The organism is Synechococcus sp. PCC 7502 (assembly GCF_000317085.1).
Taxonomy (GTDB): Bacteria; Cyanobacteriota; Cyanobacteriia; order Pseudanabaenales; family Pseudanabaenaceae; genus PCC-7502.
Genome location: NC_019702.1, coordinates 3,399,523 through 3,425,626, shown reverse-complemented (window position 1 = coordinate 3,425,626; position 26,104 = coordinate 3,399,523). Strand labels below are relative to the sequence as shown.

Here is a 26,104-nt window from a genome sequence, read left to right as displayed (position 1 = left end):
GTTAGATTATTAAATTAGCTCCAATATAATTCTCTAATTTCCTAGAAAAAGAAAGAGTTTTTCTGACCAGACGATCAACCCTTTGCCTTAAAATACAGCTGAACCTTTCAATATGATTTCTTTGCCCACAGCCTTATGGCATTTTTTAGGCAAAAAGCACATTGTCGATAAACGGTTGGTAAAGATTGCCATAACCCCAAGGCTGTTTCTTGGTTTCGACTACCAAAAAACACTTCAACAATTTATCTAGTATTTCGGTCAATTGCTAAGCAAATCCATACCTTAGGTTTTTATCCTCTACAAATGACCATAGTTCATCACTTTCAATAGTCAGGCGTGCTTTTTTTAGGAATTACCTTAATTTGCGGCTCTAGACTGATAGACTTACCATTTACATAACTCTGACACCTTATCAAGACGCTTAATCCCTCGCATGGATATACGTTCTAGCAGCAGATTATCGACTAATTTAATTGTGGATTCAGCTATTGGCTGGTTTTTGGGATTAATCACAAATTGACGATTACACTTTTTACATTTGTAGTTTTGTTTTTTGTGACGGGTTATGCCATTCTTAACTATCTGGTCACTTTCACAGTAAGGACATTTTACTTCCATAGTTACTTCTGTTTTGTTTTACCCCTTTTATTATCTATCATGCCCTCTTGATCACTACCCCTTTTTTAGTTTATAGTTCTCAAATCCTGCGACTGCAAAAGGGCGACAAATGGTTTGAGCAAATAGTAGAACGAGCCACCAAGCTAATCTGCATCACCCCAAAATTGGATGAGCTAGCAAAAGAAGTAGATTTGGGTTCTCATCTTAACGGCGTAACCAACGAAGTCCAAAGAGCTAAACTCAGAGCTGAGCTAGATGGTATTATTGCCCACCTCTCCCAACTTACCGAAGTCGAATTTGCCCATATTCTTACCACCTTTCCCATCGTCCCAGACCCAGTTAAACAATCAGCACTTAACGCCCACCGTGATGTAGAAAGAGGGTTGATTATATGAATAAATTTGAAATCCTAACACCCCTTGGCTTCACTGTTCACACCTCTGAAGAATATTGGCAAAAAGTAATAACTAAATATCCTGATATTGCCGACCTCGAATTAGAAGGAGAACAAGCACTTGCCAACCCAGACGAATTTCGCCATAGCAGTCGAGATCGAAATATACTATTTTATAGTGTACATAAATCAAAACGCTGGGTTGTCGCCGTAACCAAACTCTTAAATGGTGATGAAATTCTGATTACCGCCTACCAAACCGATCCAATTAAAGAAGGAGAATTAATATGGCACAAGTAAAAATCTACTACGAACCAGAAATGGAGATTTTGAATGTTTTTTGGCAACCCCCATGCAAAAATCAAATTTGTACTGATCTGGGCAACGGCGTAATTTTAATCAAAGATGCTGAAAACGGCGAACCAATTGGCATGAAACTGTAAACCAAGTACCAACCTTTTTAGAAAGTAATTTAGGAAGTCAAATCATCACCAAGGAACTTAAGCGGGGCTATATACTAGGCGATCGTATTCTCCGCAGGGCAGAAGTAGAAATTTAAGCATATTTCTTGATTGGTTAGGCTGAAAACTTGCAAATCCACAAAAGCTGATAAAAGCATAGATCATTCAGATAATAATTAGATAAGCAATTATTGGTCTAAAAAATGTCCTTAACCGATTCATCCCCTGAATCCACTCTCTCCCAATTGGAAGTGCAATTTCAAACACAATTTCAAGGTTTTGACTCTCAACATCCCCCCGATCAGAATTTAATTAGTGCCTGTGTCCACTGTGGCTTTTGCCTTTCTACCTGTCCCAGCTATCGAGTGATTGGCAAAGAAACCGACTCCCCACGGGGCAGAATTTATTTAATGGCTGCCATCAATAATGGTGAAATTCCCCTCTCATCCGCTACCGTAGAGCATTTTGATACCTGTTTAGGTTGCCTTGCCTGTGTGACCACCTGTCCAAGTGGCGTAGAGTACGATAAGTTAATATCGGCTATGCGTCCCCAAATTGAGCGTAACCATCCTCGATCATGGCAAGAGAAGCTATTACGACAATTTATTTTTAATGTATTTCCCTATCCCGATCGCTTAAAACTTTTCCTAGCACCACTGATCCCTTACCAAAAACTAGGAATCCAAAAACTAATTAGAAAATCAGGATTACTAAATTTACTGTTACCAAAACAAATTGCGGCAATGGAATCGGTGTTACCAGAAATTTCAGTTGAGGCTTTTAATAGTTCCTATCCTGAAGTCATCCCTGCTCAAGGACGCACAAGATTTAGGGTTGGGGTAATTTTAGGCTGTGTGCAAAGGATGTTTTTACCCGAAGTTAATGCTGCCACAATTAGGGTTTTAACTGCCAATGGCTGTGAGGTGGTAATTCCTAAAGTACAAGGCTGCTGCGGAGCTTTATCCCACCACCAAGGACAGGAGGCTCAGACCCAAGATTTAGCTCGACAGATGATCGATACTTTTGCTTCTAATCAAGTAGGTGAGTTAGATGCCATTTTGATCAATGCTTCGGGCTGCGGACATAGCCTCAAAGAATACGATCGCATTCTGAAAGATGATCTCAAATATGCTAAACCTGCCCAAGAATTTGCCCATAAGGTTAAAGATGTTCAAGAATTTTTAGATCAAGTCGGTTTAGTAACCCAACTTTCGGCTCTCACTGATGATCTCGAACCCCTATCTGTGGTTTACCAAGATGCCTGTCATATGTTGCACGGACAAAAAATTAGTATGCAGCCCCGCCGTTTACTTAGGCAAATTCCCAACCTCAAGCTCAGAGAACCCATAGATGCCGCTTTATGTTGTGGTAGTGCAGGTGTATACAATATTTTGCAGCCTGAAATTGGTGCCGAATTAGGTAAACAAAAAGTCGAAAATTTAGTCAATACAGGAGCAAGTCTAATTGCTTCGTCCAATGTTGGTTGTACGATCCAAATCCGTAAGCATCTTGAGCTTCAGGGACAATCTACTATGCTCAGACATCCGATGGAACTATTAGACTATGCCATTCGAGGAGTCAAAATTAAATAATTACATAATGCAAAAGTTAGCTACCCTAGCCTTAGCGATCGCCACCATTTCTCTATCTCCAATTCAGGCAAACGCTCAGTTTCCAAATCAATTCCAAAATCAATCCATTGTCTTCAAATCCACAAAATTTAATTGCTTAACCAAGGAAGTATGGTCACCGAGCAAAAAGTTATGGTGTCATCAGTTGGTAAATACGGAATGGCTTTTAGAAGACCTAAATGGCGCAGGAGTAATTGATAATCTCCAATCCACACTCAAATTTACCCAAGCAGGAACTTCTAGTCAAAACACTGGACAGATTACTGGTATGGGGGGGTGTAATCGCTATATATCCGAACTCACAACTAGAGAGATTAACAGACCTTCAGAGTTACCGATCAGAATAAAGGCGATCGCCACTACCCAAAAACTCTGCTCACCTGCGGTTATGAATCAAGAACAGAAATTTTTAGCTGCTCTCAGACAGGCATATCGAATCAAATTAGATGGCTCATTTTTATGGATTTATGTCAATGGTAGCGATCGCCCCTTAAAATTCACTCAACTAAACCCTAAACCCGATCTTAAACCTGCAAATAATGACCTCAGCCAGCTTTTTAGTAGAGCTTGGCAAACTCAGGGCTTAAAAAAATTTGTTTATGTGTTTCTACCCAATGGTACTTTTCTGGAAACTAGTTGTAATAATTCCTATGCGATCACCACTTGGACTATTGATAAAACTGCTCCCCAGGTTTTGAAAGTTCAAATCAAGCAAAAACTGGCATTCACTCTTACGATTCTGGAACTCACGGATACAAATCTGCAATTGCAAATGAAAGTAGCAAATAGTAATGCAACTGAGAATATCAAACTTACGGCTATTAGTGAAGAATTAACCTGCGGAAAGTAAAACCATGACTGGCTATTCCCTTAGAATTTCCGACATGAGTGCCTCTGAACGCCCCAGAGAGAGGTTACTAACCCACGGAGTAGCTCAACTATCTACGGCGGAACTTTTGGCAATTTTATTAGGGACAGGTCAAGGAGCAGGAAAGCTCTCGGCGATCGGGTTGGGGCAGTTAATTCTTAAAACCGTTGGGCAGAATGTGAGCGATCCCCTTGAAGGATTACAGAATGTCTCGATTCAGCAGCTTACAGAAATTTCAGGAATTGGTATAGCTAAGGCAACCACAATCTTGGCGGCGATTGAACTAGGTAAGCGTACTTTTTATGCTCGTCCTCCTGAACGGGTGCAAATTACCGATCCAACGATTGCTGTGGCTGCTTTAAGTGCTGAACTAATGTGGCAACCTCAAGAACGTTTGGCAGTTTTAATGCTAGATAGTAAAAACCGAATTATGGCGCAAAAAGTAATTACGATTGGTACAGCCACAGAAACCCTTGCCCATCCCCGCGATATTTTTCGAGAGGTGCTGAAATCTGGGGCAGTAAAATTAATCGTTGCCCATAACCATCCTTCGGGTAATCCTGAACCCAGCCCTGAAGATATTTTACTAACTGAGCAATTACTTCAAGGTGCTAACTTTTTGAATATTCCCCTCCTTGACCATCTCGTGTTAGGTAATGGTAACTTTAAGAGTATTCGTGAGACTACCAATTTGTGGCAAAATTACCCAAATTCATGAACTATTACCCGATTATTATCATTCCTAAGCCATTGCAACATATCAAAACCGCAATGCCCAAGATACCTAAATTTCGGGAGAAACAACCCCGATCGCCCCAAATTCCTCAGCCTATAGAAATCAAGTTAATCTTCATAGAATCCTTAGCAGTAATTGGGATAAGTATAGGAATAGGTTTAGTTAATCTGACCATAGGTATTGGGGTTTTAGTTTTTGGGTTTATAGTGATCGCCATCCAAGCTTTAATCTTAAAAAATAACTTTCCCACCCGTTTACAGAAATACGAGCAAGAGGTTAGAGCATATCCCAGCAAATTAGAGGCTTTTAATCAACTCAAACTCGAATACGATCAAGAAGTTGAACGCTTACAAAGTCCAGAATATATTTTAGAATTTCGGCAACGACTGCTCCTAGATACACTAAAACAAACAAAACCTCACGATGGCACCAACAGTAAAGCCCGTAGAGGAATGTCCGAAGCTAAATTTGTCAAGCATTTGAACCGGTACTTCGATACAAATATCTACGAACGACTTACCTTAAATATTCCTAATTCTCCTAAACCCTATTCTCCCGATTTTGCCTACATAGATCGAGGCTTAAATTTATATATAGATATTGAAATAGACGAACCTTACAGTCATCGCCAGCCCATTCATTTTATTGGACAAGATGATCGCCGTAATCAATTTTTTATAGATCGAGGTTGGATTGTTATCCGTTTTTGTGAAGAACAGGTGGTGCGTTATCCCCGTCAGTGCTGTAAAGCGATCGCCGAGGTTATTGCCGATATTTTAGGAGATGGGTTGGAGTTAACTAGATTTGAAAATACTCCCCCCTTACCCAAAGTTAAGCATTGGACTAGGGCAGAATCATTAACTATGATCAAAAATCAAGCGCGCGATCGCTATCTTAATTCTCCCCATACTTAAATTTAATTCTTGAGCAAAAAAAAGGGCGCAATCAAATACACCCTATAAATATTAGAAATTTTGAACTAACGCTATACAAAACAAGAACTAAATATTAGTCTCACTAAGCTGACGAGAGATGTAATCAAAGGGATCAGTTAACCAATCTGCATTTACCCCAACCAACTCAATCACGGCATCCTTAATAATTTGAATACCCTGAACCGTAGGACCAATTGGCACTCCCAGAGAGTTATAGGTTTCCCGTAGCCCCTGTAAAACTCTTTCATCTAAAACATAGTTATCACCAGCAACTAAAGCATAGGTAGCATAACGCAGGTAATAGTCTAAATCTCTTAAACAAGCTGCATAACGCCGAGTTGTATAGGCATTTCCACCCGGACGGATCAAATCGGGTACAACTTCAAATAGCTTAGTGCCTGCTTGACGGACTAACCCAGCCGCATTAGCAGTAATTGTGGATGCAGCCTTTAACCTAGCCGTACCAGTGCCAAAATAAGATTTAAGCTCATCGATCGCATCTCGATCTAAATAACGCCCTGTAGCATCGTATATACCAATCAGGGTGGTTACGGCATCCTGCATAAAAATTTCTCCCTTAGATATTAATTAAACAAATTAAATTTAACAATTGATTAGAACTTTTGATCAAGCCTAGGTGACTCTGGGTTGTACCGTGAAATTAATTCGCACTTACCGAACAAATATGCACTAGAAAACCTGCAGCATAGACTTAAAGCTAGATTATTTTTATATATTTTCCACCTAATATTATTAAAATACAGGACTTTGGGGCAACAACGCTTATCTAATCTTTACTATTAAGGTAATTTAACAATTGTCAATTTTAGGGTTAAATATTTTGTTAAAACTAAAAGCTAAGAGTGTACCTGCTGTTCTTGGTTCAGATATTCAGGAATCAGTAATGATAATGGTTGCCCAATTTTACTATGAGTTAAAGCAGCCTGAATTAGTCCTTGAAATAAAGGATGGGGCTGGCTAGGGCGAGATTGAAATTCTGGGTGAAACTGCACCGCAATAAAGTAAGGATGATTAGGAAGCTCCACCATTTCCACTAATCTACCATCGGGAGAAGTGCCACTAATCACATAACCAGAATCTAAAAACAAATTGCGATAGGCATTATTAAACTCGTAGCGATGACGATGACGTTCATATATCACCGAATCACCATACAGTTTTTGCGCCAAAGTATTAGGAACAACTCTACAGGCATACAGCCCTAATCTCATGGTTCCGCCCAAATCCACAATGTCATGCTGTTCAGGTAAAAGGTGAATAACTTGATTCGGTGAGTTCTCATCAAATTCTGAACTGTGAGCAGATTCTAACCTCGCAATATTTCTTGCCCATTCAATCACCGCACACTGCATCCCCAAACACAATCCTAAAAATGGAACTCGACGCTCACGGGCATATTCCACCGCCGCAATCTTGCCATTTACGCCTCTGACTCCAAAGCCACCAGGTACGATGATCGCACTCATATCCTTTAGAAATTTTTCCGCCCCAAAGGTTTCAATATCTTCAGAGTTAATCCAATGAATTTCTACAGAACAGTTAATGGCTGCTGCCCCATGCCTTAATGCCTCAACCACGGATAAATAGGCATCATTCAAACGCACATATTTACCCACGATCGCCACATTTAAACAATGCTCAGATCGATATAACCGTTCCACTAATGTCTGCCAACTGCGTAAATCTGGGTTACGTTGCTCCAGTTTTAATAAACCTAAAACCTGCTCTGCAAGTCCTTCTCGTTCTAATACTAATGGCACTTCATAGATAGTTTTGACATCGACACAGGTAATCACGCATTCTGGTACAACATTACAAAATTCAGCAACTTTGTCTTTAATACCTTGGGGAATAGGGCGATCGCTACGACAGACTAAAATATCAGGTTGAATCCCAATGGAGCGTAATTCTTTCACAGAATGCTGGGTGGGCTTAGTTTTCATTTCTCCCGCCGCAGGAATCCAAGGCATCAGGGTAACGTGCATATACACCACATTATTCCGTCCCACATCTTTACGAAACTGTCGAATCGCCTCCATAAAAGGTAAGGATTCAATGTCCCCCACTGTTCCACCAATCTCGGTAATCACCACATCAGGATTAGTATTTATGGCAACCCGCTTAATGCGCTCTTTAATTTCATTAGTAATATGTGGAATTACTTGAACTGTCCCACCTTCGTAGTCCCCCCGCCGTTCTCGATTAATAACCGATTGGTAAATCGCTCCAGTGGTGACATTATTTAGCTTGGACATAGAAGTATCGGTAAACCGTTCATAATGCCCCAAGTCCAAATCCGTTTCTGCCCCATCGCTAGTAACAAATACTTCCCCATGCTGAAAGGGACTCATAGTGCCGGGGTCAACATTAATATAAGGATCAAGCTTCAGAATCGAAACTGAATAATCTCTGGACTTTAGTAGTCGTCCCAAACTAGCTGCAACAATGCCTTTGCCAATACTAGAAACTACTCCACCCGTTACAAAGATAAATTTAGTCATAGAGTCAAGTAATTTTCTAGTTCAATTATTCTGGTTTAACAAGTAGTAATTATAACTAACCCTTGATTAGAGAACTATGTAATTAATCAATAAATCGTTCATAAATTCAGGTAAATTAGCCCTACTTGCTATTTACTCAATAACTTACTGAACATTACTGAAGAACTTTAAACTAAACCTCTTGGGTTGAGGATACCACCTCGTATTATTATGGTCATTAACTGCAAAATATAATCACTTTAGTCCACTTTTAATCCCAATGGCTAACCTTAAAACGATTCGAGATAGTATCGCTAGCGTTAAAAATACCAGAAAAATTACCGAGGCTATGCGCCTTGTTGCTGCTGCTAAAGTTAGAAAAGCTCAACAGCAGGTTTTAGCAACTCGCCCCTTTGCCGATCGCCTTGCCCAAGTTTTATATCGTTTACAAAGTCGCCTCAAGTTTGAAGATGTCAGTTTACCACTGCTAGCAAATCGTCCAGTTAAAAATGTTGGAATTTTAGTCATCAGTGGCGATCGCGGACTCTGCGGGGGTTACAACACCACCGTAATTCGCAGGGCTGAAAATAGAGCCAAGGAGCTAACCGAACAGGGCATCGGCTATCAGTATATTTTAGTCGGACGCAAAGCAGTACAGTACTTTACCCGTCGCAGCCAGCCAATTGAAGCCCAATATATGGGGCTAGATCAAATTCCTGCTGTTTCAGAAGCAAATGCGATCGCCGATGAAGTTCTCTCGGCATTTTTAGCAGGTCGCATTGATCGAGTAGAAATTATTTATACCCGTTTTGTTTCTTTAATTAGCTCACGTCCCGTAGTCCAAACCCTTATTCCCCTTAGTCCCCAAGGACTAGAAGCCAGTGATGATGAGATATTTAGACTAATCGTCAGAGGCGGCAAATTTGAAGTTGATCGGGAAAAACTAGAAACCACGGTGCGTGAAATTCCCAGCGAAATGATCTTTGAGCAGGAACCAGTGGAAATTTTGGAAGCTTTACTGCCCTTATATATTAACTACCAACTTTTACGCGCCCTCCAAGAATCTGCTGCTAGCGAACTAGCTTCACGGATGACAGCTATGAGTAATGCCAGTGATAACGCCGTAGAAATCGTTGGCAACTTGACCTTACAGTACAATAAGGCTCGCCAAGCTAGTATTACCCAAGAAATTCTGGAAGTAGTGGGCGGTGCCGAAGCTCTTAACTAGTAACTATATGTTCTATGGGGTGGCTGCGGTTCATCCCTATTTGATCTTATTAATCTTAAGAATATATAAAAAACCAAATTTCTATGGTATTTTAATATGTGGTCTATAGGCAGCAGCAATTAGTAGCCATCACTCATCCAAGTCTGAAACGGTTTAATTATCAGAGCTGCAAGTCAGTAAAAAGAATTTTTTTAAGTTAAGTTAGAGGTTTGTCTGTATCATGTCAATTCGTCTTTACGTTGGCAATCTGCCAGCAGAACTGGATCGTGAAGGTTTAGAAAAGATTTTTAGTGAATCTGGTGATTCTGTGTCCTTGAAAATTATCAGTGACACTAAAACTGGTAAATGTCGGGGCTTTGGGTTTGTAACCGTTGAAACTCCTGAAGCAGCTACCACCGTGATCGAAAAGTTTAATGGCTATGATTTCAATGGGGCTTTACTAAAACTCGAAGAGGCATTACCTCGTACTAAGGGGCAATCCAAGACTATTGATGGGTCTGATTCCAGTGATGAAACCTCTGAGTCACCTAAATTTACCCCTCCTACACCTAAAGCTACCAAGCAAAATAGTAGCAATAGTGGCAAATCTCGTCGTTCTAATAACACTCGTAACTCTTCTACCTCTCAAGTATCAACAACTGAAGAGTCCCACCAGCCCGACCCACGCTGGGCAGCAGAGCTAGAGAAATTTAAGCAACTACTTTTAGCATCCCAGTAAGTTTTGGTTAGGTTTTAGTTATTGAGTACAAGAAATATAGTTAAAAGCTCACCATCATAGGCACCTATGGTTGGATGATTTCTAATTGTTAGTTTCCCGCCGATTAGCTCAAATAAAACTTTACTAATCATCAAGCTTAGGCTTAATGTTCCTGTTTCTGGTTGGAGCATTAGCCATTGCCCTAATGCTTTATGGGTTAGTTTTTCATTTGTGGGATCACTATCAGATTTAAATTGCAATTTAACATACTTGCCAGCAATGTTTATGCTGATCCTGATATGACTACCCGCAGGGATACTACGAGTTATCCGATCAACTATGCTATTAAGCAATTGTGTTAATAGTTGCCTATTGGTGATGATAACAGGTAACGGGTTTAGAGAAACTACTTCTATACTCAGGTGACGGCGTTGAGCTTGCTGCTGCCAGAGGCTCAGACTAGTGTCCAAAATTTTACCTAAACTAGTTGGTTCTGTCCGAATAACCTGCCGATTTAAATTAACAATTTCAAAAATTAAGTTAAACCTGCCAATTTGATCTTGGCATTCAAAGTCTATCTTCTCTAAACGGTTCCTTATGATCTGGCTCACATCTTGCCGCCGTAGTAAAGATTGTACTAAGGTCCTAATGGTCGTAAGTGGAGTTTTAACTTCATGGGCGATCGCTTTAATAATATCAACTTCCTTAATTTCGGGAATCGGTAATTCCTGCTGAAATGATTGGGTAAGTAAAGCAAGGGCAAATTTGCTGATAACTTGATAGGGTGGCACTACAAGCCGAAAATTTTGCAGATTTTGCTCTAGTTCTCTAGCCTGTACATGATCGGAAACAAGAGATTTGATGACTGAAAGTGCAGGAGCGATCGCATCAGGATGTAGGGAAAATAAAAACTTTTGGTCACTTGAAATCAGTAATATCGCAAATTTATTCGTAGCTAGAATTAAAAAGTACTCTGTATAGGCATTAATAGTATTTACTTGAACTACCTGTGTTGACTGGATTGCCTGAAATTGGGGAGGAAATAAAAACGACTGATTAGCGGTAAAAAACCAAGCTTGAACTGATAAATCGCCATAAAAATTCCTCGACAGTAACTGCGGAGAGTTGGTTAAAAATATCCCTTTATCGCTTTTATTACTGGTCTGATTGGATGAAATCTCATTCCAAAACTGTCGTAGGGTGATGATTGCTTTAAGCCAATATTCCTGCCTAGGAGTTTGATAAATTGTTTCTACAAACTGATTTCCCTCAAGAGCATCATACAAAGAGTTAATAGGCATTTATTTATTTACTATTGGGGTTATAGCCCAAAACCTTACCCTTGAGGATTAGCTATCACTAGTTATTTATATGAGTTTAGTATAAGTAATATCAATGAATTAGAATATAGCGATTTTTATCAAAACTCAACCATCCCTCTGCCTGCAACTCCCCTAAAGCTCTAGTCACAGTGACCCTAGTACTACTAATTGCATTTGCTAGGTGCTGATGCGTTAGCCTTATATTTAAACAAACTCCATGAGGTGTATCTTGTCCAACTTCATTTTTTAGCATTAACAGTAATTGCTTTAATCTATCTTCAACGCGCCTATGGTTAATAACCGATAGCATGGCTTCAGTTTGTTGTAGTCTCCGAATCAGATGGCGGAATATTCCCTGAGATAGAATTGGAGAATGTTCAACTTCTGCCATAGAAAACCGCATAAGATCAACGTCTGAGAGAGCGATCGCTTGATAGGGATTTAAGGTTGTTAAGGGCAACCCAAAGGGCATAGAGGTACCAACAACGCCCAAGATCACCTCTGTCCCGCTTGAGTGAATAGTATTAAGTTGAACTACGCCTCTGCATACAATCCAGACTTCATGGGGGTACATAGAAATCTCATGTCCGCTAGCAAAGGGATATAAGTTTCTCCCTCTGTAAACATTTTCTAAAAATTCCCGCCAATCAGTCTGTGTATCAGTTCTTGAAGAATAGGTCATATTTGCTTAACTTCTTAATTCTTAGCTCTATAAAATCTTAAGTCCCCATTTTTAAGCCAAGGTTAAGGTATCAAGGACTACAAACAAATATTTTCCTAAAAACGTTATCAATCAGGCGATCAGGATCAAATCAAGAATTATTAAGACTAAATATAGTTCTAACTTTATGACAATGGGAATAAGACCTATTAAAAGCAACTTTGAAAGCAGTTACAAGTGTCTAAGAAAATATCTAAGAAAAAGTACGCTTGTAGATAATTTGTAATGTGTCGTGCTCATCAAAATAGCCTTGACGTTTAACTGCTCTCATCCGATTCTCTACCATCATCTTGGCATCAGAACGAGTTATAGGATCAAACTGTAAACCGCTCGGGCTTTGAATAATTAAGAAAAATAAACGTTGGGCGTAAAGAGTAGTGAATAGGCTTCTATGCTCATCCACAAGGCAGACTCGAGATAGCAGTCCAAAGGTGGGATGATTAAGATAGGTTTCGGACATCTAACATTACAGTCAATTAATCTTATTTGGAACAGAAGCTATTTTACTTGGTAATTGTACTAATTGTAACAAACATATTTTTTTCTTAGTATTTTTGGATTTACTAAGAAGTCAGACTACAGGTGAAAAATTGATGGGCCGAGCTGGATTTGAACCAGCGTAGGCGTAGCCAGCGGATTTACAGTCCGCCCCCATTAACCACTCGGGCATCGACCCTATTTATCAGATTTATTCAAGGATGCTAGTATAACACAATGTACTAGTTAATCAACCATGAATATTCTATAACTTACACACTCAAATTTGCAAAATAATGTGGGAGTCTGAGGATGTAGCCCTCAATTGAGGCTTTGCCCTAAACCCCTTTTAAATCTAGTTTTTGTTTAATAGTGCGTAAGTCCTGTATTTATTGTCAGCAATTCTAAGCTCAGATTATTAGTTAGATACAGTCTTTTATGGGTTTGTGTATACAGGGGTGGAAACTCTGCTTGGGGCGCAGCCCCACACCCCAAAGTATCCATTGGTCGTAAAATAGGCTGTAATAGTGGTTACACATTTGGGGGATGAATATGACTGAAAAAGTTTGCAGTATATTAAGTCTGTACCTTTAGTAACCATTAGTGACTATTAATATCTGTCATAATGCTTATGTAGATTAGGATAAAAAGTCTTAAAACTTTTAGCTCATTACGAACAAAAACTATTTTTTATAAATAGTAACTTAGGTCACAAATACTCGGTTTCCGATAAAACAATATCTATAGAAGATCATGGAGGGGTTAATTTGAAGAAGGTAGAGGCAATTATTCGTCCTTTTAAGCTTGACGAGGTAAAAATTGCTCTGGTTAATGCTGGAGTAGTTGGTATGACCGTGTCTGAAGTACGTGGATTTGGTCGCCAAAAAGGGCAAACTGAACGCTATCGTGGTTCGGAATATACCGTAGAGTTTCTGCAAAAACTCAAAGTTGAAATTGTTGTAGAAGATGATCAAGTGGATATGGTCGTAGAGAAGGTTATTGCTGCGGCTCGCACTGGTGAGATCGGTGATGGCAAGATTTTCGTTACTCCTGTAGAGCGAATTATTCGGATTCGGACTGGAGAAAAAGACCTAGAAGCAGTTTAAGCTTGGTCTGGTTTTACTAAATTTTTTGCCGATGGAGACTAGTTATTTCTGTCGGTTTTTTATTATGCAGATATAGCTCTGCTTATTTCTAGAAAACTTTTTGTCCTTTGTTGTCCTGTACTTAGGGGATTATGTTGCTGTTCAGCCTAAGTCGATATCCAACTGTTAGAGATATTGAATTTTATGCTTAACTGTTAGAGGATTTGAGGATTACTAATGCAGGCTTTATCGACAAAAAACCTTAAAAATTTAGTTACAGAGGCGATCGCCAAGAGTCAGGCATATTTATTATCACTACAGGATTCGTCGGGTTATTGGTGGGCAGAGCTAGAGTCTAATGTGACAATTACAGCCGAGACGGTACTTTTACATAAAATTTGGGGTTCAGAGCAGGGTCGTAACCTGCATAAAGTTGAAACTTATCTAAGAGCCGAACAAAGAAATCACGGGGGATGGGAATTATTCTACGGCGATGGCGGAGACCTTAGTACTTCTGTGGAAGCATATATGGCATTACGGCTGTTGGGTGTGGTGGCAGATGATCCAGCTTTAATCCGTGCCAAAGAGTTTATCCTTGCCCGTGGTGGCATTACCAAAACTCGCATCTTTACGAAAATGCACCTTGCCTTAATTGGCTGTTACAACTGGAAAGGATTACCTTCCATACCGCCTTGGGTAATTTTATTGCCAGACGCATTTCCCTTTAATATTTACGAGATGTCAAGCTGGGCAAGGGGTAGCACCGTACCTTTATTAATTGTGTTCGATCGCAAGCCCGTTTATAACCTAAATCCTCAAATTAACCTGAATGAGCTTTACAGTGAAGGGTTTGCCAATGTCAAGTATCAACTGCCTCGCAATTCTGATTGGACAGATATTTTTGTTAATTTAGATGATTTATTTAAAATAGGTGAATCTCTGAATTTAGTTCCATTTCGGGAAGAGGGGATTAAAGCGTCGGAAAAATGGATTTTAGAGCGACAAGAAGCAACTGGAGACTGGGGCGGAATCATTCCTGCTATGCTGAATTCCATGCTAGGACTAAAGGCTCTGGATTATGATCTTGCTGATCCAGTAATTGTGCGAGGTATGGCAGCACTGGATCGATTTGTAATTGAAACAGCTGATTTTTATCGAGTTCAGCCCTGTGTTTCGCCAGTGTGGGATACAGCTTTGGTTATGCGATCGCTTATAGATTCGGGCATGAGTAATGATGATCCGCACCTTGTTAAAGCAGGGGAATGGTTAATCGAGAAGCAAATTCTGGATTATGGTGATTGGGCGGTTAAAAATAAACAGGGTAAACCCGGGGCATGGGCGTTTGAGTTTGATAATCGCTTTTATCCCGATGTTGATGATACGGCAGTGGTGGTAATGGCATTGTGTCAGGTGCAATTACCTACTGAGAACCTAGAGGACTTAAAATGGGAGGCGATCGCTCGATCTGTGGCATGGATTTCGACGATGCAGTGTAAGGCGGGGGGCTGGGCAGCTTTTGATTTGGATAATGATCAGGATTGGTTGAATTTACTACCATACGCTGATCTAAAGGCAATGATTGATCCAAATACGGCGGATGTTACGGCTCGGGTTTTAGAAATGATTGGCTATGTGCGTCGCTCCTTAGACAGTTCTAATCAACAATCCAATCAAAAAAGAGTAAAAAAAGTTGATAAATCTATTACCTCTTGGCAAATTCTGAGGGCATTAAATTACCTCCAAGCTGAGCAGGAAGCCGAAGGCTGTTGGTTTGGGCGGTGGGGAGTAAATTATATCTATGGCACGAGTGGTGTACTAGCAGCTTTGGCTGGAATTGCCGCCGATTCCCATACTCCCCTGATCAAAAATGGCGCAACTTGGCTAATAAGTTGTCAAAATCCTGACGGGGGCTGGGGAGAAACCTGTCGCAGCTACAATGATCCGTCTTTGAAAGGGCAGGGGGTTAGCACCGCTTCGCAGACGGGCTGGGCAGTAATTGGCTTACTTGCTGCTGGAGAGGCAACAGGGAATTTTGCTTGGGATCAAATTGACAAAGGGATTGAGTATTTAGTTTCTACGCAGCGATCGCTTGGGGATTGGTATGAGGCAGAATTTACAGGCACAGGTTTCCCCTGTCATTTTTATCTGAAGTATCATCTATATCAGCAACATTTTTCCTTGACAGCATTGGGACGTTATCTTAAGGCAAAAACAAACTATGACCACTAAAATTCATCTAACAGGGGTTAGAGCGTACGGCTATGTAGGATTACTGCCTGAAGAAAATGTCTTGGGACAATGGTTTGAAGTGGATATAACCCTTTGGGTAGATTTTGAAGCTGCCACTAAAAATGATCAAATCGCAGATACCTACGATTACCGTAAAGCTATTAGTACCATTGAGACTTTAATTCAAACCAGTAAATTTGCTCTCATTGAAAGACTGGCGGGAGCGATCGCTGATCAAATCATTGCCGATCCAAAAGTTGATAAAGTGCAGTTAATTGTGCGAAAACATCCTCCGATCGCTAATTTTCAGGGTAGTGTGGCGGTGGAAGTACAAAGGTCTAACAAGGGTTAAAGAGATCAATAATTTTAAACCTTTTCAGCAACCAAAAATTGGGTAAACTGCTCCGCAGGTAAAGGTGGACTAAATAGATAGCCTTGAATTACTTCACATTGATTTTCCTGTAAATATTGCAGTTGTTCCTTAGTTTCCACGCCCTCAGCTACCACCCCCAAATTTAAACTATGTGCCAGTTCAATAATTGCTAAGGTAATTGCCGCATCTCGCTTATCCTTCAACATATCTTGGACAAAGCATTTATCAATCTTAAGTTTATCTACAGGAAAATGTTTAAGGTAACTTAAGGAAGAAAAACCCACACCGAAATCATCGATCGCAATCTTAATCCCTAGGTTACGCAGCTTTGATAAACTGACAATGGTTTCATCCAGATTTTGGACTAATATGCCTTCGGTAATTTCCAGTTCCACTTGGGTAAAGTAAACACCTGCAGCTTTAATTTTCTCAGTAATCATATCCACCAGATTATCTTGCTTAAAGTTAAAAGTGGAGAGATTAATCGCTATATACATTTCTGTAAATTCCTGCCAGATTTTTAGCTGTTTGCAGGCTTGCTCAATCACCCATTCCGTAATTGGAGTAATCATGCCCATGCTTTCCGCCAGAGGAATAAATTTATTAGGGGCAACAATACCTATATCTGGATGCTGCCAGCGAATTAATGCCTCAGCTCCAATAATTTTTTTGGTAAGACTATTAATCACGGGTTGGTAATACAAACGAAACTCTTTGCGCTCTAAGGCACGGTGCAAACTATTTTCGATCGCCATCTGTTCGGCTAGTTTGGTATTTAAGTTAGAACTATAAAACTTATAATTGTTTCTGCCTTGAGACTTAGCATAATAAAGTGCCATATCCGCATTTTTAATCAAACCAGCAGTTTCAAAATGATCCTGGGGATAAATGGTAATTCCCATGCAGGCAGTAACAAATATTTCATGCCCAAAGATGCGGTAAGGTCTAGAAATTACTTCCAAGATTTCTTGGCTAGATTGTTTCAGGTTTTCTGGCTCAAATTGATCGATCAGAATTAACCCAAATTGATCTCCCTGCATGCGGGCTAGGGGGTCACACGGAGAGGTGTAGCGGCGCAGTCGTTCGGCGATCGCCTTAAATAAAACATCCCCAATCTTATGCCCGAGGGAGTTATTGACAATATTAAAATCATCAATATCAATTAAAATCACCGCCAAGGAACACTGATGGGTTTGGGCATAGAGGATAGACTCTTGAAGATACTGATTAAATGCTAGGCGATTGGGCAGGCGGGTGAGGGGATCGTTACTAGTCCTTAGTTCTTGCAATTTAAGTTCATGTTTATCAATTGCCAGTTGGATCGCAGTCTCATGCTGGGATTGTATAGTTTGAATTTTTTTTAACTGAGCAGCGATCGCCCCTAAAAGTTCTGAACTCGCAAAGGGTTTAGTTAAATAATCATTTGCTCCCAATTCCATACCGTGGCGCATATCTACCCGATCAGCTTTAGCAGTCAAAAATATAAAGGGCGTAGTAGCTGTGGGGGGATAACCTTGTAAAGCCTCTAAGGTGCCATAGCCATCAAGCTCGGGCATCATCACATCACAAATAATTAAATCAGGCAAATATTGTTTAGCCAGTTCGACCCCAACTTCACCGTTTGCGGCACCCTCAACTTCAAAACCCTCCAGTCCAAGAGTTTCAATAATTTCCTCACGCAGGGATTCCGTATCTTCAATTACCAGAATTTTTGTCATTTGCCCAAACAGTAAACAAGCTATTGATAGGGAATCGTAATTGTGATCTTGGTACCAATATTAACTTGGCTATCAACCCTAATTTTACCCTTGTGTAATTCCACTGATACTTTGGTAATCGCTAATCCCAAGCCAGTTCCGGGAATATTTCCTACGTTTTCGGCACGATGGAACGACTCAAAGATTTTATCCTGTTCATCGGGCGGAATACCAATACCCTGATCAATAAATTCCAAATCAAAGCTTTCGGTATCGTAGTATAAATTGACAGTAACCTCTTTGGGACTATTTAGGGAATACTTAATCCCATTGGAGAGCAAGTTAATCATAATCTGGCGTAACAGCTTAGGATCAGCTAAAAGCTCGGAAGGCTCAGTCCCTTGGCGATTTTCTACTCTAAATGTAATGCGATCGCTTGAAGTCAGAGATGATTTAAATTCGGCGATTGATTCCAGACAAAACTTTTCTAAATCCAAAGAAACCCGATTCAGGTGCATTTTGCCCATTTCAATCTTACCAATGACTAACACATCTTCCAGTAATTCAGTCATGTTTCTCACCTCTAACTGAATTTTATCCAACTTTTCAATGCGCTTATCCTCGGTCAGCTTATGGTTATAGTGCTTAAGTAAATCACTGGAAGCTTGAATAATTGCTAAGGGCGTACGGAATTCATGGGATGCCATCGATACAAACCGTGATTTCATTTCCCCTAATTCCTTTTCTCGGGACAATGCCAGACTTAACTTAGCCGTGCGTTCTTCCACCTGCTGTTCTAAATCTGTATTTAGAGTCTGCACTTTTTGTAAAAGCTCAGCTTGCCTAATGCCGATCGCCACCTGTTCCGCCAAACCCGTTAATAGGGTAATTTCCTCTTCCTTCCAGACGCGAGTATCAGTACATTGATGGGCAATTAATAATCCCCACACCCGATCAGTACAGGTAATTGGTACCACCAAATTTGCCCTAACTTCAAATCTCTTCAAAAATTCGGCATGGCAGAGATCAAGTTCAGGATCATCGGTATCATCAATTATGGTAACCCGACCTTGGGGATAGGCTAAAAGATAGTCTTTACTAAAGCAATCATCATTGATTTCTCGCCCTAGGGTACCCAAGCATTGATTCAGTACAGACTCAACCACAATTTTACCCTCACCCTCATCTTGAAATTGATAGATTAATACCCGATCAGTTTGGAGAAACTCTCTAACTTCTGCGACCGTATTTTGGAGAATGTTAGTTAAGTCAATAGAATTTCTGATTCGTAGGGCGATCGCACTAATTAATCGATCCCGTTCCGCTGTCTGCCGTAGTTTTTCTTCTGCCTCCTTACGTTCGGTAATATCCCGATAGGCACTTAAGTACATGGTTTTACCCTTATAGGAAACCATTGATGAGCAAACCAGAACATTTCTAATTACACCCGCTTTTGTCTGAATTTTAACCTCCGACTCTACGGGACTATGAAACTGCCTCAGTTTTTGGATTTGAGCGATCGCAGCACCTTGCTCTTCAGGATGAATCAGACTAATAAAGTTGGGACAGGAATTTGCCTCTGCCATAGAATAACCCGTCAGGTTTTCCATTTCTTGATTAAAAATAAGGAACTTGCCCCGTTCATCACTGAAGGTAATCCCCTCTTTCACTGCACTTAAAACCGTTCTTAATACTTCTTCACTTTCCTGCCTTTCTATTTCATTCAACACTCGAGAAGTAATATCATTTTGAATGCCAATAAAGTTAGTTAACTCTCCCATCTCATTATGAACAGGAGAAACCCATAACTCCACCCAAAATAAGGTGCCATCTTTACGATAGTTGCGGAGAACCGTATAACAGGATTTCCCTTGTTTAACAGCCTCTCTAATCGTGCTTAATCCTTCTTGGGAGCGATCGCCCCCCTGTAAAAATCGACAATTGCTACCAATTACTTCACTGGCTTTATAGCCTGTAATTCTCTCAAAGCTAGGATTAATATAAATAATCGGATTATCAGGCTGCTTGGCATCAACGATGATAATTCCATTCACACTCGCAGCTAAGGCTCGATCTCGCAAGCGCAAAGACTCCTCGCCCAATTTACGGACACTGATATCCCTAAGGCTGGCAATAATATAGACAATTTCATCTTCACCTTGAGTATGAGAAATTCGCAGTTCTGCGGGGGTAGATTGCCCATTAGGGCGTAAAATATCAACTTCTGTTTGTTCACCCGAGACGATTGGCAACCCAAACTGTTCTCCTTCTAGTTCCTGAGCAGAGCGATCAAATAAAACTTCGGCAGCAGGATTCACAAACCGTACTACCCCTTCCCGATCCACCACTATCACGGCATCCGTATCCCCTGTCACTAAGCAAGAAAAAATATCTCGATTAATTTTGCCAAGTCGGCTATGACTCAAATCATTGACAGAACCAATAATTTTCTGCACATTACCACCAGCATCAAGCACGGGCGATAGGTGAATAGCGATGACATTAGTAGCATTACAACTATGGGGAAACTTGAAAATCTCCTCATAGTCAACCTTATGCTTACTCTCTATAGCTCGATTACAGTTATCGACTAATCTCTGGGCGCAATCGAGGGGTAATACTTTAGCTGGCTCCAATCCAGTTACATGACCAGAAAAATTAAATACCTCAGCACAACTGGAGTTGATGGACAAAAAATGTAGCTGTGAATGTGGATGTGGAGAAACTGCGATTACAAATATGCCGTAATCAATATGTTCTAAAAGCTCTTCCAGTGCTTCGAGCATAGCTTTAGCTGAGCCAAATTGGGGTTATGTAACCATTATTTTAGCCTGTAATTAATCACTAGCTAACCCGTTATTTATGGTGACTCTATGCTGATATATTCTTAGATGGGTTTAAATTAACACTTAAGTTAATTAATACTTCAATTAATTCTTAAAGAGTAGGCTCTAGTAATTCATGCGTATAGCTTGGCTAGGAAAAAAAAGTCCTTTTTGTGGGAACGTAACCTACTGTCGTGAGATCACTAATGCCCTTTTAGATCGAGGACATTGCATTGATTTTTTGCACTTTGCCGACGAATCCGAGGTTAATGACTATCCCCAAGACCTCCATTTGTTAAATAATCTTAATAGTCAAGAGGTTTCTCTCCCATTTTTATATAAATCCACAATTTATACCCTGCCTTCTCCTCGCAGTAGTAAAGTTTTAATCGAATCCTTACGCAATCTCAAGCCCGATCTAGTTCATGCTTCCTTGGCTTTATCTCCCCTAGATTTTTTACTGCCAGAAATTTGTGCAGACTTAAACCTACCTCTGGTCGCCACGTTCCATCCTCCCTTTGATCTGAAAAAGCGGAATATTACCTCTAGTACCCAGCAGCTTACCTATCAAATCTATGCCCCATCGTTGGCAGAATATAATCAAGTAATTGTGTTCTCACAAATTCAGCGATCGCTTCTCCATAGATTAGGTGTACCTGAAAAAAGAATTGTCGTAATTCCCAACGGTGTTGACCCCGAAAAATTTTCCCCCGGCTATTCTACGATTAAGCAAGAACTAAAAGCGGAAAGGTTATATGTCTATCAAGGACGACTGGCAGCCGAAAAAAATGTTGAGTCCCTATTAAGTGCTTGGCGCAAACTAAAAATGCCCAGTAATTGCAAATTAGCGATCGTGGGCGATGGACCAGTGGGTGCCACCCTTAAATCCAACTATGGTTCTGAAGATGGCATTATCTGGATGGGTTATATTGCCGATGAACAGAGACGCATTGAAATTTTAAGGGGAGCAGATGTGTTTATTTTGCCTTCCTTAGTCGAAGGGCTATCCCTTTCACTCCTAGAAGCTATGTCCTGCGGAGTTGCCTGTATAGCAACGGATGTGGGTGCTGACGGGGAGGTGCTTGCTAATGGGGCTGGCATTGTCCTCGATCCGAGAAAAGTTATTTCCCAGCTTTGTACTCTATTACCTTTATTTGCTTTACATCCAGAAATGATCCATGTTTTAGGTCGCAAAGCTCGACAAAGGGTTTTAGAGCAGTACAGCTTAGGTGCAAATATCACCCAGTTAGAAAAAATGTATTCCCAAGTTTTGCATCAACAAAAAGTAACCCTGCGATTATAGTGAGGCTGCAAATATTAATTAGGACTAGTGGGAACCGTAATTAATTTCAAGGCAATTTCTTTATTGTCCAAGGGTACAATTTCTGCAACAATCCCAGGACCAAAAAATCGGGTAAGTTTCTCCTGCTTCTGTTCCCACGTTTCAGGTGGAATTAAGGGTGAAGCGAACTGTAGAATCAAGCTATAGTAGCCCTGCTCTGTAATCTCTTCATATATGGCACTTAAAACAGGACGCTCTTCATCGGTGGGACTCATGCCTAGCTTTTTTAGGACTTCATCTAAATGTGCCTCGACTCCATAGCGATAACGGGTAACATCTAAGCGCAGTTTATTTTGTGTAGAAGTAGCCTGCTCATTGCGTAATTTGATTACTGCCTCTGAAGGAGTCTGAATAACTGGAACGGGTTTAACTTCTGAGGACTTTAAGGCTGCCCCACCCAGTAAAATCGGAACCCCATAAAATAGTCCAGCTAGGCTGAGGGTGGAATTACCAGTTGTATAAGCAATCATACCCACTACGGCTAGTGTGCCTCCAATAAATAAACCAATACTACCTAAGGAAATTTTTCTTAACATAATGCCTACTTAATTATCAATCCAATCTATCTGATTTATTGGTACAAAATCTACCAGTAGGATAATCTGGGGAAGAAGCGTGAAAACCCTTGCTAATTTATTTAAAACTTTTTATTTAAAACTTTATTTAAGGATGTCTGCGATCGCAGTTATTTAGCTATTAAAATTGGGTAACATGTATTCATTGAACGGGTTCCGATTACACAAGTTGATCAACATATCACCAATCTCAAAAACAAAGATGTATGATGTTAACTCAAGCATCTCAACAGTTTGGTATTACCGCAAGTCTTGGTAACTTGAATCTCGCTTAACTGAAAACACTAAACCTCCCAATTATTACAATTTACTTTAGCAATCAATACAGGAGTTCGGCATGACCACAGCCACTGACCTACTCACGGAAATTCTGGTGCCTAATCAATCATCCAGCAGAATCAGACAAATAGCAGAGCCTAGCCTAATGGACTTGGCATCCCTAGATAAAGATGATGACCTAGATGAAATTGATGAAACCCTAGACCCTGCTGTGGAAGGAGAAGGTGGAAAAGTTACAAAGGCTCGGCGGGGACGTAAAGCTACTGCCCAAACTAAGAAAAAGCACTATACCGAAGATTCCATTCGCCTATATTTACAGGAAATTGGGCGGATTCGACTGCTGAGAGCCGATGAAGAAATTGAACTTGCTCGTAAAATTGCTGATCTTTTACAACTGGAAGATAAACAGAGAGAACTGGCGGAACAACATGATTGTGACCTTGAGGATGTAAATTTGGAAGACTGGGCAGTCGAAATGGATATGCCCTTGGACAAGTTTAAAAATCGTCTGCATTCTGGTCGCCGTGCCAAGGACAAAATGGTGCAGTCTAATTTGCGGCTAGTGGTTTCGATCGCTAAAAAATATATGAACCGAGGCTTATCCTTTCAAGACTTAATTCAAGAAGGTAGCTTAGGCTTAATTCGCGCCGCCGAAAAATTTGATCATGAAAAGGGATATAAATTTTCTACCTACGCTACATGGTGGATTCGCCAAGCAATTACCCGAGCGATCGCCGATCAATCTCGTACCATTCGTCTGCCTGTTCACCTTTACGAAACTATCTCTCGGATTAAAAAAACTACAAAGCTGCTCTCTCAAGAAATGGGACGTAAGCCCAGTGAAGAAGAAATTGCCACTCGAATGGAAATGACCATTGAGAAGTTAAGATTTATTGCAAAATCGGCTCAACTACCCATCTCTTTAGAAACCCCAATTGGAAAAGAAGAAGATTCACGTTTAGGTGATTTTATTGAATCTGATGGAGAAACTCCCGATGATCAAGTTGCCAAGAATTTACTGCGTGAAGACCTAGAAAGCGTATTAGGAACCCTCAGCCCTAGGGAAAGAGATGTATTGAGATTGCGTTACGGATTGGATGATGGACGCATGAAAACCCTTGAAGAAATTGGACAAATCTTTAATGTTACCCGTGAGCGTATTCGCCAAATTGAAGCAAAAGCACTTCGTAAATTACGCCATCCCAATCGGAATAGTGTCCTTAAAGAATATATCCGTTAGCCAAACTGATTAATCTACTTAGTTCATCAATTCTAACCCACCCTAAGTTTCCTGAAGGTAGGGTTATTTTTTATATCGGATTAGTCCTTTTAGAAATCAGAATTTTAAAATCAGAACTTACGCATTATAAAAGAAAAACCTTGATTAAATGGGGCTTGGGGCTTTGCCCCAATTGAGGGCTACGCCCTCAAACTCCCGTCTATAAGTACTTTGTAAATTTGAGTGCGTAAGTCCTAAAAATTAGGAACTCATTATTTAATAGTCATCAAATACTACCAGTTCAATTAAATTATGCAATATGTATTAATTGAAGTTGAAGATTATGAATCTTGGAAGCAAGTTTTTGATAACGCTGCGGCAATTCGCAAAGAAGCAGGAGAGAGAACATATCAGATTTTAAAGTGCGACAATAATCCTAATAAAGTGATACATTTTTCATCATGGACATCTATCGAAGATGCAAAGCATTTTTTTGAATCTCCTCAACTTGTAAAGATTAGAGCTGAAGCTGGAGTAAAGTCTCCTGATTTTATATACTTAGATCAAGTAGAGACAGGAACGCTTTAGAGTTTTTAGATATCTGTGCTGATAGTTTCCAATTTACTAAAATTGATGCAATACCATCTAACAGTAGCAGCATAAGCGTTTGGCATAATTTTTTATCTTATTTTGCGGGTCGAATAGCAAGAATAATACTTATTAATAATGTCCAACATAATGCTGAAATACCTATGCACGAAAATAAGCGAGTCATTTTATCTTTTGAGCTTATTTACTACTTTTATAAAAGGGACGTTTCACAATTTGGGCGGGATAGGTTTGATTCCGAATTTGTACTTCTACAATTTGTCCGATCGCTGCTAAATAAACTGGCACATAACCAAGAGCGATCGGTTTTCCTAATGTTGGCGATAGGGTACCACTGGTAATTACTCCCACAACTTCATCCACAAACACGATCGGATAGTCATGACGGGCTATATTTTTACCCTGCATTTCCAGTGCTACTAGTTGCTTGGATATACCCGATTGCAGTTGAGTTTCCAAAGCCGATCGCCCAATAAATTCTGCTTTTTCAGATAAATGGATGATCCAACCTAAATCTGCTTCCCAAGGGGTAATCTGATCGTTCATATCCTGTCCATACAAATGCATCCCAGCTTCTAGTCTCAGGGTATCTCGACATCCCAGCCCGCATGGTGTCACACCTGCGTCTATTAATTTTGCCCACAGTTCCTGCCCCACCGAAATATCAGTCATGAGTTCAAAGCCATCTTCTCCTGTATAGCCTGTGCGTGCCACAAAACTAGTTTTACTTAAAACCTCAGTGTTAATATGTCCAAACCTTTTAAGTTGAGTTAAGTCAGTATTAATAATTCCTTGTAAATATCTAAGGGCATTTTTGCCTTGAATGGCAATTAAAGTTTGAGTAGAGGAGCGATCGCTAAATTCACAATCCTCTAAATGATCAGTAATCCATCCTCGATCTTTATCTATAGTTGCGGCATTAACAATTATTGACCAATGATCACCACCGTGGCAATAAACAATCACATCATCAATAATACCGCCCTCAGGATTGAGTAAAGCCGTGTACTGGGCTTGCCCAGCTTTTAACCTAGCTAGGTTTGAGGGTACTAACTTTTGCAGTGAACCTAAGGCATTTTTGCCAGCGATCGCAAATTTTCCCATGTGCGAGACATCAAACATTCCCACCGATGACCGTACAGCTTGATGTTCGGCGATAATTCCTTGGTATTGCAATGGCATCTGCCAACCACCAAATTCGACCATTTTAGCTTTTGCGTCTAGATGAAGATCGAACAAAGGGGTGTGTTTAAGCAAGTCTGTCATAGGTTTAGTTTTTATA

Annotated in this window: 24 protein-coding genes, 1 tRNA gene and 1 pseudogene; 15 read left to right on the top strand and 11 right to left on the bottom strand. The window is 40.2% G+C overall.

Annotated features, from left to right (window positions below):
* Position 1: 1 nt before the first annotated feature.
* Positions 2–618: pseudogene (locus tag SYN7502_RS19185) on the bottom strand (IS1 family transposase).
* A 47-nt stretch (positions 619–665) separates the two neighbouring features.
* Here SYN7502_RS19185 and SYN7502_RS17150 point away from each other — a divergent pair.
* From SYN7502_RS17150 to SYN7502_RS18525, 7 genes are all read left to right on the top strand, one after another.
* Positions 666–1,013 (top strand): hypothetical protein, encoded by a 348-nt coding sequence (locus tag SYN7502_RS17150; RefSeq protein WP_041429615.1) that lies wholly within the window; start codon positions 666–668, stop codon positions 1,011–1,013.
* Positions 1,010–1,312, top strand: a complete 303-nt coding sequence (locus SYN7502_RS17145) for a hypothetical protein (protein WP_041429612.1) — start codon at positions 1,010–1,012, stop codon at positions 1,310–1,312. Before SYN7502_RS17150 ends, SYN7502_RS17145 begins: the two co-directional genes overlap by 4 nt.
* Positions 1,300–1,455: a hypothetical protein gene (locus SYN7502_RS20345; RefSeq protein WP_168130387.1), complete on the top strand. Its 156-nt coding sequence runs from the start codon at positions 1,300–1,302 to the stop codon at positions 1,453–1,455. Before SYN7502_RS17145 ends, SYN7502_RS20345 begins: the two co-directional genes overlap by 13 nt.
* A gap of 221 nt (positions 1,456–1,676) precedes the next feature.
* Positions 1,677–3,065, top strand: coding sequence for a (Fe-S)-binding protein (locus SYN7502_RS17140; protein WP_015169987.1), 1,389 nt, complete (start codon positions 1,677–1,679; stop codon positions 3,063–3,065).
* A gap of 7 nt (positions 3,066–3,072) precedes the next feature.
* Entirely contained in the window at positions 3,073–3,954 is an 882-nt protein-coding gene (locus SYN7502_RS18530) for an META domain-containing protein (protein ID WP_015169986.1), read from the top strand.
* Between the two features lie 4 nt (positions 3,955–3,958).
* Positions 3,959–4,690, top strand: a complete 732-nt coding sequence (gene radC, locus SYN7502_RS17130; protein WP_015169985.1) for a RadC family protein — start codon at positions 3,959–3,961, stop codon at positions 4,688–4,690.
* The gene (locus SYN7502_RS18525; RefSeq protein ID WP_210391308.1) at positions 4,666–5,622 is read left to right on the top strand and encodes a hypothetical protein; all 957 of its coding nucleotides are present in this window, start codon (positions 4,666–4,668) and stop codon (positions 5,620–5,622) included. Before radC ends, SYN7502_RS18525 begins: the two co-directional genes overlap by 25 nt.
* 87 nt (positions 5,623–5,709) lie before the next feature.
* Here SYN7502_RS18525 and apcB read toward each other — a convergent pair whose 3' ends face one another.
* Together apcB and SYN7502_RS17115 are read right to left on the bottom strand one after the other, a co-directional pair.
* The gene (apcB, locus tag SYN7502_RS17120) at positions 5,710–6,207 is read right to left on the bottom strand and encodes an allophycocyanin subunit beta (RefSeq protein WP_015169983.1); all 498 of its coding nucleotides are present in this window, start codon (positions 6,205–6,207) and stop codon (positions 5,710–5,712) included.
* Between the two features lie 293 nt (positions 6,208–6,500).
* Positions 6,501–8,165: a CTP synthase gene (locus tag SYN7502_RS17115; RefSeq protein WP_015169982.1), complete on the bottom strand. Its 1,665-nt coding sequence runs from the start codon at positions 8,163–8,165 to the stop codon at positions 6,501–6,503.
* A gap of 259 nt (positions 8,166–8,424) precedes the next feature.
* Between SYN7502_RS17115 and SYN7502_RS17110 the strand changes: the two genes are divergently transcribed.
* A complete protein-coding gene (locus SYN7502_RS17110) occupies positions 8,425–9,372 on the top strand; it encodes a F0F1 ATP synthase subunit gamma (RefSeq protein ID WP_015169981.1) in 948 nt (315 codons plus the stop codon).
* 220 nt (positions 9,373–9,592) lie between these two features.
* Positions 9,593–10,090, top strand: a complete 498-nt coding sequence (locus tag SYN7502_RS17105) for an RNA recognition motif domain-containing protein (protein ID WP_015169980.1) — start codon at positions 9,593–9,595, stop codon at positions 10,088–10,090.
* Positions 10,091–10,104: 14 nt separating this feature from the next.
* On the opposite strand, the gene SYN7502_RS17100 is transcribed toward SYN7502_RS17105, so the two are convergent.
* The 4 genes from SYN7502_RS17100 to SYN7502_RS17085 all read right to left on the bottom strand — a co-directional run bounded on the left by SYN7502_RS17100 (position 10,105) and on the right by SYN7502_RS17085 (position 12,788).
* The gene (locus SYN7502_RS17100) at positions 10,105–11,370 is read right to left on the bottom strand and encodes a sensor histidine kinase (protein ID WP_015169979.1); all 1,266 of its coding nucleotides are present in this window, start codon (positions 11,368–11,370) and stop codon (positions 10,105–10,107) included.
* Between the two features lie 91 nt (positions 11,371–11,461).
* Positions 11,462–12,073, bottom strand: a complete 612-nt coding sequence (locus tag SYN7502_RS17095; protein WP_015169978.1) for a Crp/Fnr family transcriptional regulator — start codon at positions 12,071–12,073, stop codon at positions 11,462–11,464.
* 232 nt (positions 12,074–12,305) lie between these two features.
* Positions 12,306–12,572: a transcriptional coactivator PipX gene (gene pipX, locus SYN7502_RS17090; protein ID WP_015169977.1), complete on the bottom strand. Its 267-nt coding sequence runs from the start codon at positions 12,570–12,572 to the stop codon at positions 12,306–12,308.
* 134 nt (positions 12,573–12,706) lie between these two features.
* Positions 12,707–12,788, bottom strand: a tRNA-Tyr gene (locus SYN7502_RS17085).
* A 568-nt stretch (positions 12,789–13,356) separates the two neighbouring features.
* Between SYN7502_RS17085 and SYN7502_RS17080 the strand changes: the two genes are divergently transcribed.
* From SYN7502_RS17080 to folB, 3 genes are all read left to right on the top strand, one after another.
* Positions 13,357–13,695, top strand: coding sequence for a P-II family nitrogen regulator (locus SYN7502_RS17080; protein ID WP_015169976.1), 339 nt, complete (start codon positions 13,357–13,359; stop codon positions 13,693–13,695).
* A 216-nt stretch (positions 13,696–13,911) separates the two neighbouring features.
* Positions 13,912–15,903 carry a squalene--hopene cyclase gene (gene shc, locus SYN7502_RS17075; RefSeq protein ID WP_015169975.1) on the top strand — a complete coding sequence of 664 codons (1,992 nt, stop codon included), beginning with the start codon at positions 13,912–13,914 and terminating at the stop codon, positions 15,901–15,903.
* Positions 15,893–16,255, top strand: coding sequence for a dihydroneopterin aldolase (gene folB, locus SYN7502_RS17070; protein WP_015169974.1), 363 nt, complete (start codon positions 15,893–15,895; stop codon positions 16,253–16,255). Before shc ends, folB begins: the two co-directional genes overlap by 11 nt.
* A 14-nt stretch (positions 16,256–16,269) precedes the next feature.
* On the opposite strand, the gene SYN7502_RS17065 is transcribed toward folB, so the two are convergent.
* Together SYN7502_RS17065 and SYN7502_RS18520 are read right to left on the bottom strand one after the other, a co-directional pair.
* Entirely contained in the window at positions 16,270–17,994 is a 1,725-nt protein-coding gene (locus SYN7502_RS17065) for a putative bifunctional diguanylate cyclase/phosphodiesterase (RefSeq protein ID WP_015169973.1), read from the bottom strand.
* A 20-nt stretch (positions 17,995–18,014) separates the two neighbouring features.
* On the bottom strand, positions 18,015–20,759 hold the full coding sequence (locus tag SYN7502_RS18520) for a PAS domain S-box protein (RefSeq protein WP_015169972.1): 2,745 nt from the start codon (positions 20,757–20,759) through the stop codon (positions 18,015–18,017).
* A 175-nt stretch (positions 20,760–20,934) separates the two neighbouring features.
* On the opposite strand from SYN7502_RS18520, the gene SYN7502_RS17055 reads away from it, so the two are divergent.
* The gene (locus SYN7502_RS17055; protein WP_015169971.1) at positions 20,935–22,101 is read left to right on the top strand and encodes a glycosyltransferase family 4 protein; all 1,167 of its coding nucleotides are present in this window, start codon (positions 20,935–20,937) and stop codon (positions 22,099–22,101) included.
* 14 nt (positions 22,102–22,115) lie between these two features.
* Here the strand turns inward: SYN7502_RS17055 and SYN7502_RS17050 are convergent, their stop codons facing one another.
* Positions 22,116–22,676, bottom strand: a complete 561-nt coding sequence (locus tag SYN7502_RS17050) for a DUF2854 domain-containing protein (protein WP_015169970.1) — start codon at positions 22,674–22,676, stop codon at positions 22,116–22,118.
* Between the two features lie 376 nt (positions 22,677–23,052).
* Between SYN7502_RS17050 and rpoD the strand changes: the two genes are divergently transcribed.
* Both rpoD and SYN7502_RS17040 read left to right on the top strand, forming a co-directional pair.
* On the top strand, positions 23,053–24,234 hold the full coding sequence (rpoD, locus tag SYN7502_RS17045) for an RNA polymerase sigma factor RpoD (protein WP_015169969.1): 1,182 nt from the start codon (positions 23,053–23,055) through the stop codon (positions 24,232–24,234).
* A gap of 291 nt (positions 24,235–24,525) precedes the next feature.
* Positions 24,526–24,801, top strand: coding sequence for a putative quinol monooxygenase (locus tag SYN7502_RS17040; RefSeq protein WP_015169968.1), 276 nt, complete (start codon positions 24,526–24,528; stop codon positions 24,799–24,801).
* Positions 24,802–25,002: 201 nt separating this feature from the next.
* On the opposite strand, the gene gcvT is transcribed toward SYN7502_RS17040, so the two are convergent.
* Complete coding sequence (gene gcvT / locus SYN7502_RS17035; RefSeq protein ID WP_015169967.1) at positions 25,003–26,088, bottom strand: glycine cleavage system aminomethyltransferase GcvT; 1,086 nt, start codon at positions 26,086–26,088, stop codon at positions 25,003–25,005.
* Positions 26,089–26,104: the final 16 nt, after the last annotated feature.

Coding starts and splice junctions, on each gene's coding strand:
- SYN7502_RS17145 (WP_041429612.1), top strand. CDS start 1,010: ATGAATAAATTTGAAATCCTAACACCCCTTGGCTTCACTGTTCACACC.
- apcB (WP_015169983.1), bottom strand. CDS start 6,207: ATGCAGGATGCCGTAACCACCCTGATTGGTATATACGATGCTACAGGG.
- SYN7502_RS17050 (WP_015169970.1), bottom strand. CDS start 22,676: ATGTTAAGAAAAATTTCCTTAGGTAGTATTGGTTTATTTATTGGAGGC.
- SYN7502_RS17115 (WP_015169982.1), bottom strand. CDS start 8,165: ATGACTAAATTTATCTTTGTAACGGGTGGAGTAGTTTCTAGTATTGGC.
- SYN7502_RS20345 (WP_168130387.1), top strand. CDS start 1,300: ATGGCACAAGTAAAAATCTACTACGAACCAGAAATGGAGATTTTGAAT.
- SYN7502_RS17055 (WP_015169971.1), top strand. CDS start 20,935: ATGCGTATAGCTTGGCTAGGAAAAAAAAGTCCTTTTTGTGGGAACGTA.
- SYN7502_RS17100 (WP_015169979.1), bottom strand. CDS start 11,370: ATGCCTATTAACTCTTTGTATGATGCTCTTGAGGGAAATCAGTTTGTA.
- SYN7502_RS17095 (WP_015169978.1), bottom strand. CDS start 12,073: ATGACCTATTCTTCAAGAACTGATACACAGACTGATTGGCGGGAATTT.
- SYN7502_RS18530 (WP_015169986.1), top strand. CDS start 3,073: ATGCAAAAGTTAGCTACCCTAGCCTTAGCGATCGCCACCATTTCTCTA.
- SYN7502_RS17140 (WP_015169987.1), top strand. CDS start 1,677: ATGTCCTTAACCGATTCATCCCCTGAATCCACTCTCTCCCAATTGGAA.
- gcvT (WP_015169967.1), bottom strand. CDS start 26,088: ATGACAGACTTGCTTAAACACACCCCTTTGTTCGATCTTCATCTAGAC.
- pipX (WP_015169977.1), bottom strand. CDS start 12,572: ATGTCCGAAACCTATCTTAATCATCCCACCTTTGGACTGCTATCTCGA.
- shc (WP_015169975.1), top strand. CDS start 13,912: ATGCAGGCTTTATCGACAAAAAACCTTAAAAATTTAGTTACAGAGGCG.
- radC (WP_015169985.1), top strand. CDS start 3,959: ATGACTGGCTATTCCCTTAGAATTTCCGACATGAGTGCCTCTGAACGC.
- SYN7502_RS17105 (WP_015169980.1), top strand. CDS start 9,593: ATGTCAATTCGTCTTTACGTTGGCAATCTGCCAGCAGAACTGGATCGT.
- rpoD (WP_015169969.1), top strand. CDS start 23,053: ATGACCACAGCCACTGACCTACTCACGGAAATTCTGGTGCCTAATCAA.
- SYN7502_RS17040 (WP_015169968.1), top strand. CDS start 24,526: ATGCAATATGTATTAATTGAAGTTGAAGATTATGAATCTTGGAAGCAA.
- SYN7502_RS17065 (WP_015169973.1), bottom strand. CDS start 17,994: ATGACAAAAATTCTGGTAATTGAAGATACGGAATCCCTGCGTGAGGAA.
- folB (WP_015169974.1), top strand. CDS start 15,893: ATGACCACTAAAATTCATCTAACAGGGGTTAGAGCGTACGGCTATGTA.
- SYN7502_RS18520 (WP_015169972.1), bottom strand. CDS start 20,759: ATGCTCGAAGCACTGGAAGAGCTTTTAGAACATATTGATTACGGCATA.
- SYN7502_RS17110 (WP_015169981.1), top strand. CDS start 8,425: ATGGCTAACCTTAAAACGATTCGAGATAGTATCGCTAGCGTTAAAAAT.